General features: G+C 46.2%; 12 protein-coding genes. 9 read left to right on the plus strand and 3 right to left on the minus strand.

Going from position 1 to position 13,913, the window contains the following annotated elements; translation table 11 throughout:
* Positions 1-94: 94 nt before the first annotated feature.
* A complete protein-coding gene (corA, locus tag C232_RS0105830) occupies positions 95-1,045 on the minus strand; it encodes a magnesium/cobalt transporter CorA (protein WP_018662259.1) in 951 nt (316 codons plus the stop codon).
* Positions 1,046-1,208: 163 nt separating this feature from the next.
* Between corA and C232_RS0105835 the strand changes: the two genes are divergently transcribed.
* The 7 genes from C232_RS0105835 to C232_RS0105865 all read left to right on the plus strand — a co-directional run bounded on the left by C232_RS0105835 (position 1,209) and on the right by C232_RS0105865 (position 8,826).
* Entirely contained in the window at positions 1,209-1,916 is a 708-nt protein-coding gene (locus C232_RS0105835; RefSeq protein ID WP_018662261.1) for a gamma-glutamyl-gamma-aminobutyrate hydrolase family protein, read from the plus strand.
* 187 nt (positions 1,917-2,103) lie between these two features.
* On the plus strand, positions 2,104-3,015 hold the full coding sequence (locus C232_RS0105840; protein ID WP_422723655.1) for an ABC transporter permease: 912 nt from the start codon (positions 2,104-2,106) through the stop codon (positions 3,013-3,015).
* 15 nt (positions 3,016-3,030) lie between these two features.
* Complete coding sequence (locus tag C232_RS0105845) at positions 3,031-3,990, plus strand: ABC transporter permease (protein ID WP_155891542.1); 960 nt, start codon at positions 3,031-3,033, stop codon at positions 3,988-3,990.
* A gap of 5 nt (positions 3,991-3,995) precedes the next feature.
* On the plus strand, positions 3,996-5,012 hold the full coding sequence (locus C232_RS0105850) for an ABC transporter ATP-binding protein (protein ID WP_018662266.1): 1,017 nt from the start codon (positions 3,996-3,998) through the stop codon (positions 5,010-5,012).
* Between the two features lie 121 nt (positions 5,013-5,133).
* Positions 5,134-6,753: a peptide ABC transporter substrate-binding protein gene (locus C232_RS0105855; protein WP_018662268.1), complete on the plus strand. Its 1,620-nt coding sequence runs from the start codon at positions 5,134-5,136 to the stop codon at positions 6,751-6,753.
* 91 nt (positions 6,754-6,844) lie between these two features.
* Entirely contained in the window at positions 6,845-7,768 is a 924-nt protein-coding gene (locus C232_RS0105860; protein WP_026314494.1) for a C40 family peptidase, read from the plus strand.
* 38 nt (positions 7,769-7,806) lie between these two features.
* Positions 7,807-8,826, plus strand: coding sequence for an ABC transporter ATP-binding protein (locus C232_RS0105865; RefSeq protein WP_018662272.1), 1,020 nt, complete (start codon positions 7,807-7,809; stop codon positions 8,824-8,826).
* A gap of 182 nt (positions 8,827-9,008) precedes the next feature.
* Here C232_RS0105865 and C232_RS19275 read toward each other — a convergent pair whose 3' ends face one another.
* Positions 9,009-9,146 carry a YjcZ family sporulation protein gene (locus C232_RS19275; protein WP_018662276.1) on the minus strand — a complete coding sequence of 46 codons (138 nt, stop codon included), beginning with the start codon at positions 9,144-9,146 and terminating at the stop codon, positions 9,009-9,011.
* Positions 9,147-9,360: 214 nt separating this feature from the next.
* Positions 9,361-9,870, minus strand: a complete 510-nt coding sequence (locus C232_RS0105875; RefSeq protein ID WP_018662279.1) for a universal stress protein — start codon at positions 9,868-9,870, stop codon at positions 9,361-9,363.
* A gap of 412 nt (positions 9,871-10,282) precedes the next feature.
* Here C232_RS0105875 and C232_RS0105880 point away from each other — a divergent pair, with 412 nt between their 5' ends.
* Together C232_RS0105880 and fumC are read left to right on the plus strand one after the other, a co-directional pair.
* Positions 10,283-12,346: a transglycosylase domain-containing protein gene (locus tag C232_RS0105880; protein ID WP_018662280.1), complete on the plus strand. Its 2,064-nt coding sequence runs from the start codon at positions 10,283-10,285 to the stop codon at positions 12,344-12,346.
* Positions 12,347-12,520: 174 nt separating this feature from the next.
* Positions 12,521-13,906, plus strand: coding sequence for a class II fumarate hydratase (fumC, locus tag C232_RS0105885; protein WP_018662282.1), 1,386 nt, complete (start codon positions 12,521-12,523; stop codon positions 13,904-13,906).
* Positions 13,907-13,913 lie beyond the last annotated feature (7 nt).

Below are 13,913 nucleotides of genomic sequence, written 5' to 3' on the forward strand. Positions count from 1 at the left end.
GTCAACTGTTCCAGCCCCACTGAAGTCAAAGGGCGGACTTCATTGGTGCCGGCCCAGTTGCCTGTCGCCGATGGGCAAGCGCCCTCCGCTTTTCTTACTTCAGCCATCCTTTTTTAATGAACCAGTAGGTCATGCCGGAGCCGATGAGGAGTGTGACGATGAGGGTGGCGAAGTAGCCGTATTTCCATTTGAGTTCCGGCATGTATTCGAAATTCATGCCGTAAATGCCGACAATAAAAGTCAGCGGCATGAAAATGGTTGTAAAGATGGTTAGAATCTTCATTACCCGGTTTGTTTGGTGGGAGTTTAATGAAAGGTAGCTGTCCCGGATATCCGCTGTCAGTTCACGGCTGGATTCAACCATGCTTAATTGTCTTGTTAAATGGTCATGAATATCCCTGAAATAGGCAAGTTTTTCCTGGATCCCGGTTAAATGATGGGAGCTCAGCATGCGGTAAACCAAGTCTGCCATCGGCGTAATTGTATTTCTTAATACCAGAAGATCATGGCGTGTCGAGTAAAGGCTTTCGAGCAGGGCCTCCATTGATTCCTTGTTGGAATTATCCTCAATTTCATTTAACCGGTCTTCAATTTTATATAAATATGGGAAATAATTGTCCACAATATTATCCAACACTTCGTACAGAATAATGCTCGGCCCCCACCTGCCCAGATCTTCGGCTGCCGACAGTTTCTTTCGCACTTCGTTGATTTCCCCGGATTTCAAATGGTGGAAAGATACAATGAACTTTTCCCCGATAAACATATTCAGTTCTTCTTTCTGCAGCTTGTGCGGGTGCAGGCTTTGCAAAACAAAAAAAGCATGATCCTCATAGTAATTCAGCTTCGGCCTTTGCAGTTTGTGGATGCAGTCTTCAATCGCGAGCGGATGGAAGCGGAGCGGATTCCGCAACTTTAATATTTCCTTTTCATCCGGACGGTCAAAGTCGATCCAATACCATTCCAGTTCATCCGGACGCAATTCTTCTATCGTTGTGAACAATTTCAATTCATTTTCTTTTGTCATCGCCATAATATGTATCATACACAGGCACTTCCTTAATCATTAGGTAATTTCCAGATGCATATGTTGCAGGAAAAACGCCCGCCGACCATTGCAGCAATGATGGCGGTTATTTTTTCATGAATATTTTACACCGATGGCACCAACACTGCCAATATTACTAAGAAGAGAGGCGGTTAAAAAGATGAAGCCAATCATTGGTATAACATGCTGTACCGATCGCAATTTGAAACATTATATAGCGGATGCCTATCTGTCCGCTATCCGGTTCGCAGGCGGTGTTCCTGTGATTTTACCGGCCGGCAGTGAGAGAGACCTGCCATTATTATGGCCAAAAATAGATGGAATTTTGCTGACAGGGGGAGGGGATATTGACCCCTTCCTGTTCGGGGAAGAACCTGAACGCCACTTGGGGGAGATCGAACCGGGAAGAGATCCATTTGAAATTTTCCTTTGCAGGCAGGCGCTGCTCGATGACATGCCGGTTCTTGCAATATGCCGGGGCATGCAAATTTTAAACGTCGCTGCCGGCGGGGATATGTACCAGGATATTTACAGCCAGTTTCAACATAAAGTTCTCCAGCATACCCAGCAGGCGGCCCGTTCCCATCTCTCCCATACGGCAGCCGTCACCCCGGGCAGCCTGCTGCACCGGCTTGCGGGCCAATCTGTGGTTAAAGTCAATTCCTTTCACCATCAGGCAGTCAGAAAGGTGGCAGAACCATTTGAAACAGCTGCACGGGCTTCTGACGGTGTGATCGAAGCGATTGAAAGCAGAACACACCGGTTTATGCTCGGTGTCCAATGGCATCCGGAAGCTTTACTTGCATCAGAGGATCAGCTTTCCCGTAAAATCTTTCAAACTTTTATTGAATCTTGTAAAAAAACATGAGCAGCGTACCTTCCATTTAAATGTAAATATTTTTCCATAATAAATGGAACAAAGAATAAAAATAAATGTTTGATGCTATTGAATTTTTTGACATTTTATTATATAAATAAAAATATAGTTCGAATTTGGAAGATTTAGATCAGTCACTTCTACGAAAAAGAAGGTGTTCCAAGTGGCAAAATTTATCATGAAAAGATTACTGACCATGGTGGTGACGTTGTGGGTTATTACTACGTTGACGTTTGTGCTGATGCATGCGATACCCGGATCGCCTTTTAACCAGGAGCGCAATTCCAATGCAGCGATCCAGAAAAACCTGGAAGCACAGTACCATCTCGATCAACCGTTGTATGTGCAGTATCTCTATTACTTAAAGTCTATTCTCCAATTTGACTTCGGCCCGTCTATCAAGCAGCCTTCCCAGACGGTGAATGATATGCTGGGCAGAGGGTTTCCCGTTTCCTTTGAACTTGGCATGACGGCGCTTTTGATAGCGGTTATTTCCGGGATGGTTTTGGGAATCCTTGCTGCATTAAAGCACAATGGCCTCATTGATTATTTGGCCATGACCATCGCTGTGCTTGGCATTTCCATTCCCAACTTCATCCTTGCGACATTATTAATCCAGGAATTTGCCGTCAATCTTAAAATTCTTCCGGCTGCAACATGGACATCCCCTTCCCATATGATTTTGCCAACTGCCGCACTGGCGGTCAGCCCGATGGCAATTATTGCCCGCCTGACCAGATCCAGCTTATTGGAAGTATTGACCCAGGATTACATAAAAACGGCCCGTTCCAAAGGGCTCTCCCCCGTCAAAATCATCGTCAAGCATGCTTTAAGAAATGCCTTAATTCCGGTTGTAACCATTCTCGGAACACTGACAGCAAGTATTTTAACGGGAAGTTTTGTCATTGAAAAAATATTTGCGGTTCCGGGAATGGGCAAGTACTTTGTCGAAAGCATTAACAGCCGTGATTATCCGGTCATCATGGGGACTACCGTTTTTTACAGTATTTTTTTAATCATGATGCTCTTTTTGGTAGACATCGCATACGGCTTATTGGATCCGCGCATCAAACTGCACAAAAAAGAGTGATAGAAGGGGTGAGTTATATTGGGCGCATTAAACGAAAAACAGATCCAATCCAACAACCAGGATATCCCGGACGAATGGTTTGTCCCGAAAAAACAGGACGGCCGCAAACAGGAAGCCGTTGTAAGGCCAAGCGTATCATATTGGCGCGATGTATGGCACCAGCTTGCCAAAAATAAGCTTGCAATGGGCGGCCTTATCGTTCTACTCATCCTGATCATTATGGCCATAATCGGCCCGGTGATTGCGCCTCACAGCGTGACCAAGCTATCTTTAACCACTCAAAATCTGCCGCCGTCAAAAACCCATTGGTTCGGAACCGACCAGCTGGGGCGCGATATGTTTTCCAGAACATGGTATGGCGCGCGTATTTCACTGTTTGTCGGTTTCATGGCGGCCATTATTGAATTTTTCATTGGTGTGATTTACGGGGGCATTGCCGGTTATAAAGGCGGCAAAATTGACCAGTTGATGATGAGGATAATCGAAGTCCTGTACGGCCTTCCTTATTTGCTTGTCGTGATCCTGTTAATGGTTGTCATGGGGCCGGGGCTTGGCACCATCATCGTCGCTTTAACGGTAACCGGATGGGTGGGAATGGCCCGGATTGTGCGCGGCCAGGTTCTGCAAATCAAAAACTACGAATTTGTCCTGGCATCTAAAACATTTGGCGCAAAAACATCAAGAATTATCCGCAAAAATTTACTCCCAAATACCATGGGCCCGATTATCGTACAGATGACATTAACCGTCCCAAGTGCTATTTTCAGCGAAGCCTTCCTGAGTTTTTTAGGGCTGGGTGTACAGGCACCGCATGCAAGCTGGGGCGTGATGGCAGACGATGGGTTATCTGCCATCTTAACAGGACAATGGTGGCGGTTGTTTTTCCCGGCCTTCTTTATTTCATTAACGATGTTTGCTTTTAATGTACTGGGAGACGGCCTGCAGGATGCCCTTGACCCGAAATTAAGGAGGTGAAAGAAATGGAGAAGGTTTTGACAGTTGATGATCTCCATGTTTCTTTCTCGACACATGGGGGAACTGTCCAGGCTGTGCGCGGTGTGAGCTTTTACTTACAGAAAGGGGAGACGCTTGCAATAGTTGGCGAATCCGGCTGCGGAAAAAGTGTCACCTCTCAGTCTATTATGCAGTTGCTTCCAAATTCGAATATCGGGATGCTGCACGGTTCAATCCGTTTTAAAGGAACAAATATCTTACAATACAGTGAAAAGCAGATGAGAAAAATCCGCGGTAAAGAAATTTCGATGATATTCCAGGATCCGATGACAGGGCTGAATCCTTCTTTAACGATCGGCAACCAGTTGATGGAAGCCGTCCGTGAGCATCAGAAACTTTCGCAAAAAGAAGCCCGGGAAGCGGCAATCGACATGTTACAGCTGGTCGGCATCCCAAGCCCGCATGAACGGATGAAGCAGTACCCCCATCAATTCAGTGGCGGCATGCGGCAGCGGATTATGATCGCGATGGCCCTGATCTGCCATCCGGAAATCATCATTGCCGATGAACCGACAACAGCATTGGATGTTACGGTTCAAGCACAGATTTTTGAGCTCTTTAAGAAAATCCAAAAAGAAACAGGGGTCTCAATAATCTTGATTACCCATGACCTCGGCGTGGTCGCCCAGGTTGCTGACCGGATTGCCGTCATGTATGCGGGCCGGATTGTAGAAACAGGGACGAGGGAAGAAATCTTCTACCAGGCAGAGCACCCCTATACAAAAGGGCTCCTGGATTCTATGCCGAGGCTCGATATGGAAGAAGAAGAGTTAATTCCGATACCCGGTACACCGCCTGATTTGTTTGCACCGCCGCCGGGCTGTCCATTTACCGCAAGATGCCCGATGGCGATGGAAGTTTGCAGCCGGGTTGAACCCTCCCATGCCAGAAAATCAGCCACTCATTCTCTTGATTGCTGGCTGCAGGATGACAGGGCAAAATATGCGTTTTCAACTGTGGGTGTACGCCCGCAGAAGAAATAAAAGAAACCATTAGATGGTTCTCACTGCAGCATATACGGCTTTTCATGCAGTTTCACATCCGGGAACACTTACTGCCAGTCTGAAAATCCGTTGTGTGGAAAAAATATGAAGGGGGAAAAAAATGAAAAAGCTTTGGGGGATTTTGACTATCCTGGTGCTGGTGATCTCACTCGCCGGGTGTACAACCAGCCAATCCGGATCAAAGGACAGTTCAAGCAGTAATAGCGGCAGTAAAGAAAAGGTATTGAATTTAAACAATGGAGCTGAACCAACCTCATTTGATCCGCCGATCGGGTTTGACTCCAACTCCTGGAATGCATTAAACAATTTAATGGAAGGCCTGACGCGGCTTGACAAAAAGAACAAACCGGCACCGGCAATGGCAAAAAGCTGGGATATATCAAACGGCGGTAAGACCTATACATTCCATATCCGTGAAAACGCCAAATGGTCGAACGGCGATCAGGTAACCGCGGGTGACTTTGTTTATGCATGGACAAGGCTGCTTGACCCGAAAACGGCTTCACCGGCAGCATTTTTAGGCTATTTTATTGAAGGCGGCGAGTCCTTTAACAAAGGAGAAGGTTCAAAAGATGATGTGCAAGTAAAAGCAGTGGACGACAAAACGTTAGAAGTCACGTTAACGGGCCCGCAAGCCTATTTTTTGAACGTCATTGCCAATCCTGCGTTCTTCCCGGTTAATGAGAAAGTGGCACAAGAGAATCCGAAATGGTTTGCAGAAGCGAAAACATTTGTTGGAAACGGGCCCTTTACATTATCGGAATGGAAACATGATGACCACTTTACGATGGTGAAAAACAAATATTACTGGGATGCTAAAAACGTTAAACTGGATAAAGTCAACTGGGCGATCGTGGATGACCCGAATACCGAATACCAAATGTACCAAAACGGCGAATTGGATAAATCTGATGTCCCTTCGGATTTATCAGACCAGCTTTTCAAAGAAGGGAAAGTAAAAATTGCGGCACAGGCAGGAACCTATTTTTACCGCTTTAATGTCACAAAAGCGCCGTTCCAAAATAAAAACATCCGCAAAGCGTTTGCATTGGCAATCAACCAGGAAGAAATTGTTAAGTATGTAACGAAAAACAAAGAAAAACCGGCCTCAGGTTTTGTATCATACGGATTTACGGAACCGGACGGCAGCGACTTCAGAACAAAAGGCGGAAAACTCATCTCGCCGAACGTTAAAGAAGCAAAAGCATTGCTGAAAAAGGGCATGGCTGAGGAAGGCTATACAAAACTCCCGGCTGTCACGCTCACCTACAGCACCGATCCGGCCCACAAGAAAATTGCGGAAACCATTCAGCAAATGCTGCAAGAAAACTTAGGCGTCCATGTGAAACTGGCCAATATGGAATGGAACGTATTCCAGACAGAACAAATGAAACTGAAATTTCAATTATCCCGCAGTTCATTCCTTGCTGACTACGGCGATCCAATCAATTTCCTGGAAAGTTTCCAGACTGGCCTTTCCATGAACCGTACCGGCTGGAGCAACAAGAAGTATGATGATTTAATAAGGAAAGCAAAGAACGAATCCAATGAAGAAAAACGCTACCAGCTCATGCATGAAGCCGAACAGATTTTACTTGAGGATATGCCAATTGTCCCATTGTATTTCTACAACCAGGTATACCTGCAAAAAAGCAATGTTACAGGTATTGTCCTCCACCCTGTCGGATACATGGAATTGAAATGGGCAGATAAAAAGTAATGGAGCCGGCATTCAGCGGGGCGGATCCACATTCCCCGCTGAATGTTTTTTCACTTGCAGGATATTTGCCCGTATGAAGGGAGCGAAAAATTTGCCAAATCCAGCATACTGCTATATTAATACGTCCGTGGCAACGGTTTGGACTGCAATAGAAGCTGCAGAAGGCGCCGGGCAGGAGGTGCTCGGAAATCCGGCCGCCATAAAAAAATGGCTGCAGCAGCTTACTGATAAAAAAAGGCTCGAATTATGGAGCGGAAACAAAATCCAGACACAGGCGCTATACGGCCAGACAGCCATCATCCTTTCCAGGAATGGCGATTGGGCACAAGTGGCGATCCCGGATCAGCTGACAGCAAAAAATAAACTTGGTTATCCGGGGTGGGTACCGTTTTGCCAGCTGAAAGAAACGGCGGAGCCTTTTGACGGTGATGCTTATGCAGTTGTTGACACCCCTGTTGCCGGTTTATACGACGAAAACCAAAGGCGCCGGTTTGAAATCAGTTTTCAGACCCGCCTGCCTTTTTTGGATGAAATAGATGGCTGGATCAAAGTCAAAACCCTTTCAGGAACCGGACTGGTAAAAAAAGACGCTGTCCAAGTGATTGGCGGAAAGCGGCAGCCTGTCCCACAGCGCCAGAATGAACGCATCCTTAAAGCGGGAAAAATGTTCCTTGGCCTGCCCTATTTATGGGGCGGCATCAGCGGATTCGGCTATGACTGTTCCGGGTTCGCTTATACGATGGTGAAGGCGGCAACGGGGACGATTATCCCGAGAGATGCCGGTGAACAGGCACAGCATGGAAAAGAGATTCCGCTTTCAGACATAGAGCCGGGAGACTTATTGTTCTTTGCACACAAAAAGGGAAAAGGCGCCATCCATCATGTCGGTATTTACGCCGGTGAAGGGGATCTGCTTCACTCGCCAAAAACCGGCAGAAATGTTGAAGTGCTGAAGATGGATGGGACAATTTACGGGGAAGAACTTTGCTGTGCAAGGCGGTATTGGAAGCCATAACCGGTTTTTAGCCGGATGGGGGAGAAAGGAGAAGCACCATGAGTGAAAAACTGTTGGAAGTTAAACGTGTAAAAAAATATTTTGATATGGGGAAAAACCAAAAATTGAAAGCGGTCGATGATCTATCCTTTTTTATCCGTAAAGGGGAAACATTTGGTATGGTCGGGGAATCCGGATGCGGAAAGTCAACAGCAGGCCGATTGATCATGGGGCTGTACACGCCGACTTCCGGGCAGATTTTATACAATGGAAAAGATATCCATGCTTTAAATGAGCTGGAAGCTTTCCAAATGAAGAGAAAAGTCCAAATGATATTCCAGGATCCATATGCTTCCTTAAACCCCCGTTCAACCATTCGCGAAATCATTGCGGAGCCGCTTGAGGTCCACGGCATTTACAAAACCAAAAAAGCAGAATTGAATCGAATCTATGAATTATTGGAAAGCGTCGGGTTAAATCAAGAACATGCAAGCCGGTATCCGCATGAGTTCAGCGGCGGGCAGCGCCAAAGGATCGGAATAGCGCGGGCGCTTGCGCTTGACCCGGAATTTATCATCTGTGATGAACCCATTTCCGCTTTAGACGTTTCCGTGCAGGCCCAGGTTGTTAATGTGCTGAAAAAATTGCAAAAAGAAAAAAACCTGACGTATCTGTTTATCGCGCATGATCTGTCAATGGTGAAACATCTCAGCGACCGGATTGGGGTCATGTACCTCGGCCATCTTGTTGAACTGACGGAAAGCGGCAGTTTGTATCGCAAACCGCTGCATCCTTATACACAAGCCTTATTATCAGCGATTCCGATCCCGGATCCGAAGATTGAGGACAAACGCGAACGAATTATTCTAAAGGGTGAAATTCCAAGCCCGATTCATCCGCCAAGCGGATGTGTATTCCGGACTAGATGCCGTGCGGCCATGGAAATTTGTGCCCATGTAAAGCCGCAGTGGATGGAAGTGGAAGACCATCATTATGTAGCATGCCATTTATACCAGAATGGAAAAACTTCTGAAGCAAATAGGGTTGGAGCCGGTTCTGTACAAAGAAAAAATTCGTAATCGATGCGGGTTTACCTGGTCGTAATACCAGGAAAAGCCGTCACATGGTGAACACAAAGATAATAGAAAAGCGGTTCCCGGACGGACGGGAGCTCATGAAGTTGATTAGAATAGATAAGGGCCTTTAGCCCGCTGCGCCCGCTTATAGCGGGCGCACAGGCTAAAAGACCCTCGTGAAAGGCTTAGAATAAATAAGCAGCACCAACGATAATCAGCAGGATAAACAATACAACAATCAAAGCAAAGCTATTGTTGAATCCGCCGCCGTAACCGTAGCCGCCGTAGCCGCCGTAACCGCCGCCGTAGCCGCAGAAGCCCATTCTCATCACCTCCGTCATTTGAAGATACATACTGCAATGCTAATGTATTCAAAAGGCGGGGGGTTGGTTTGGACTTTTTAATGCATGTAGCAAAAAAATCCGGGCCCGGACGTGAATCTGGCACGGATTTTTTTCGCAAGGGACGGATGAGGAGAAGTTATTGCCCCTTTAAGATGGTTTAGTGGGAAAGCAGCCCGGAAGCCCTTTCCCGCTTTCACTTCACAACGAGCACATCGATATCGGCATTTTTAACGAGGCTTTCGCTTACGCTGCCTAAAAACAGCCGTTTCATCCCGCCTTTCCCGCTGTTGCCGGCAACGATTAAATCAATTTTGTTTTCATCAATAAATTCACAGATCGTTTGGGAGACATTTCCTTCTAAAATATGATAATCAGCCTGAATCCCTCTTGGTTCCAGCAATTCTTTCGCGTGGTTAATGGCATCTTCCGCACTGTTCAGATAGATTTGCTGTGTTGCGGGTGCTAAAGTATCTGCAGACGGGTTATCAGCAGAGTAAACCCTTCCATCCATTCCCGGAAACGAAACCGTTGGCGGAACACCGATATTTTCATCGGGAATAGGAGCCGTTACTTCTGTTTCCTGGCTCACATGCAGAACAGTTAATCGGGCTGCTTGGCCGGCTGCAACCAAATCTGCGGCTCTCTCAAGCGCCTTTTTGCTGCCGCCGGAATCATCAAATGCAACGGCAATATGCTTGTACATTTTCCATCATCCTCTCATGTCGCTCTTCATCATTCATCATCAGATCCTACTAATTATTTACCCTGTACAGCAGAAAACTAACGGAAAATGCATGGAAATAAAGTGAAACTTCCATCAGTGGGGGTCCTTCATCCCCACTGATGGTTAGTTGAACCAATCGGAACTTTACGGGCAGTTTGATCTCCCGCCTATCCTTCTTCGTACCTTGAATCTTGAGGTGGGAGTCTTACTGCCCGTTATGTTGGGATAAAAGAAATTGGCCGCCGTTGGTTCCAAAACACTGGATTCACAATGATTGGCATTGATTTTTGGCGGCTTTCATAATATGCTTTTGCTTAGGCACTTATTCTTTAAACAAGCACGCTAAAATCAAAGTTTCATTGAAAGCGGAAGGATGAAAGCAGGAAATCATATGGATAAATTAAAACCCTTTAGGGAGCTCATAAAAAAATATTGGAAAACAGCGCACATGAACCAAATTATCATTCTTGTGGCTTCCGTTACTTTATTGGCTTTTTTGGCTTTTTTCGCTTACTATGCAAAGAGCGCGAATGTCGGCCAGCTGAAAAAAGGTTTGGAGCAAACAACGATTATTTACGATAAAGACGGTGACCAGGCCAGCAAAATATCAGCCAACCGTTCAGAAGGGGTGCCGATAACAAGAATGCCCGCTGATCTGCAAAATGCGATCGTGGCCATAGAAGACCACCGCTTTTATAAGCATCGCGGATTTGATGTTATTGGTACCATGAGCGCCCTCGTGAAAAATATCCGCGCCGGCGGGACTACTGCAGGGGGAAGTACGATTACCCAGCAATTAACAAAAAATGCGCTTTTATCCCCGGAACGGACATTAAAAAGAAAAGTCCAGGAACTCTTTCTGGCGATTGAAATCGAGAAACATTATTCGAAAAAAGAAATTCTCGAAATGTATTTAAACCAGGTTTATTTCGGTGAAGGAGCCTGGGGCGTGCAAAAAGCCGCCAATAAATACTTTGGCAAAGACGTCGAGAATCTCGATCTGTCAGAGTCTGCAACATTAGCAGGGCTTGTGAATGCACCGAGCGCATTGGATCCTTACAACCATTATAAGCGTGCGATCGAACGCCGTAATGTCGTATTGGGCGCCATGAAGGACAACGGTATGATTACATCTTCGCAATACAAGGCGGCGGCAGCGGAACAGCTTACTTTAAAAGATAAAAAAACCGACTCGATTAAGGGCAAATACCCGTACTATACAGATGCCGTTCTTGAAGAAGCCATCAAACGTTACGGCCTGAATCAAGAAGAAATTCTGACGAGGGGCTACAAAATTTATACGGAAATGGATCAGAATATCCAATCCGCTTTGGAATACGTCTACCAGCAAAACTCGCTTTTCCCATCCGGCACATCCGACCAGATCGTCCAAAGCGGCGGCATTCTTGTCAACCCGGCAACAGGCGGCGTGCGCGGGCTTGTCGGGGGAAGAGGCGAAAAAGTGTTCCGCGGTTTCAACAGGGCCACACAGCTAAAACGGCAGCCGGGCTCGATTATGAAACCGATCACCGTGTATACGCCGGCATTGGAAGAAGGGTATGACCCGGAATCGGTTTTAAAAGACAAAAAAATGACCTACAAAGGCGGATATTCGCCAGGCAATTACAATCACCAGTACTTAGGGGAAGTTCCGATGTATACGGCGGTTGAAAAATCATTAAATGCGCCGGCTGTCTGGCTGCTGAATAAAATCGGCGTTGAAAAAGGCTATGACGCTGCGAAAAAATTTGGCATTCCGGTCACAAAACAGGATAAGCAACTTGGCATTGCACTCGGAAATATCCAAAACGGCGTTTCACCGGAAGATATTGCGGAAGCCTATACGACTTTCCCGAATGGCGGCAAAAAAACGGATGTGCACATCATTCGGAAAATCGTGAGCCCGACCGGAAAGGTACTGGCAGAACATAAGGACAGCGAGACGAGGGTCACGTCAAAGAAAGTTTCGCAGGAAATGACATCCATGCTGCTAAATGTGGTTGAATCCGGAACCGGAAAAGGGGTAAGTGTGCCCGGTTATAAAATCGCCGGCAAGACGGGTTCTACCCAGCTTGAATACCGCAACATTGACGGCACAATGGACCAGTGGTTTGCCGGCTATACGCCCAATTTAGTCGGTGTGGTCTGGATGGGTTATGATGAAACAGACCGCAGCCATTATTTGTACGGGCTGAGTGAACAGGGCATTGTACCGGTCTTTAATGCTGTTATGAATGCGACATTAAAATATACGAAGGCCGGGGATTTCGACGTAGATTCGATTAATCAGCAGCAAAACGATGGCGGCCAATTAAAAGAAAAACTGGAAAGTATTGACGAAACGATTAAAAAACAGACAGATAAATTGAAAGATACGATTGACGAAAATAAAGGCACCTGGAAAAGCACCGGAGAAAAAATCAAGGAAAAACTGCAAAACATCCTCGGGCAGTAACGAAGGCGGCTTGAAGTGGAAACACTTGCATATTTTACAATTGTGCAGGTGTTTCTTTGTGTGAATTTATAGTAAAATAGAGATGCGATACATAAAGGCTTGCGGTTTCTGCTGAAAAACGATGCAGAAAGTCCGCTATAGAAAAAATGAAAGCACGATCAGGGAGGGGTTTACATGGAGTATCGCATTGAAAAAGATACTTTAGGAGAAATGAAAGTTCCGGCTGACAAATATTGGGGCGCACAAACGCAGCGCAGCAAAGAAAATTTTCCAATTAGCGGCGAAAAAATGCCGATAGAAGTCATCCGCGCATTTGCCCATTTGAAGAAAGCTGCTGCCATCAGCAATCATCAGCTCGGGAAATTATCTGAAGCCAAAAAAAACGCAATTGTACAGGCATGCGAAGAGGTGCTGGAAGGTCATTTTGATGAACATTTCCCGCTTGTCGTTTGGCAGACAGGCAGCGGCACGCAGTCTAATATGAACGTCAATGAAGTGGTGGCAAGAAGGGCAAATGAAATCCTTGCCGATCAAAGTATTTCTGAACAGATCCACCCGAACGATGATATCAATATGTCGCAAAGTTCGAATGACACTTTTCCTACCGCCATGCATATCGCTGCTTACCACGAGCTGCAAACAAGACTTCTCCCGCAGCTTGAACAGTTGAAACAAACTTTACTTCAAAAAGAAAAGGCATTCATGGAAATCATTAAAATCGGCCGTACCCATTTGCAGGATGCTACTCCGCTGACTCTCGGCCAGGAAATCAGCGGTTGGCGGGCGATGCTGGAAAAAAGCGGCGGGATGATAAAAGAAAGTGCCCGGCAGATTTTGAATTTGGCCATCGGCGGTACTGCTGTCGGGACAGGCATTAATGCCGACCCTGCTTTCGGCAGTAAAGTAGCGGAGGAGCTGGAAAAACAAACCGGTTACCCATTCCGCTCGTCTGATAATAAGTTCCATGCGTTAACAAGCCATGATGAGCTTGTCTATGTGCATGGCGCTTTAAAGGGGCTTGCTGCAGACTTGATGAAAATTGCCAATGATGTGCGCTGGCTGGCAAGCGGCCCGAGAAGCGGCATCGGCGAAATCTCCATTCCGGCAAACGAACCGGGGAGCTCCATCATGCCGGGGAAAGTCAACCCGACCCAATGTGAAGCAGTAACAATGGCCGCCGTCCAGATTTTCGGAAACGATGCCGCAATTGGTTTTGCAGCAAGCCAGGGGAATTTTGAATTAAATGTCTTTAAACCGGTTATTATTTACAATTTTTTGCAGTCAGTCCACCTGCTTGGCGATGCCATGAAGTCTTTCGATGAAAGATGTGTACGGGGGATTGAACCCAATGTTGGAACCATTAAAGAAAATGTGGATCGTTCATTAATGCTTGTCACAGCATTAAATCCGCATATTGGTTATGAAAAAGCCGCGCAAATTGCAAAACTGGCTTTTAAAGAAGGCACGACATTGAAAGAAGCCGCAATCAAAACCGGCTACTTAACAGAAGAACAATATGATGAATGGATTGTGCCGGCAAAAATGGTGAATTTGAAATAGCAGGTGA

The sequence above is a fragment of the Heyndrickxia acidiproducens DSM 23148 genome, from assembly GCF_000374345.1.
In the GTDB taxonomy this organism is placed as follows: Bacteria; Bacillota; Bacilli; order Bacillales; family Bacillaceae_C; genus Weizmannia; species Weizmannia acidiproducens.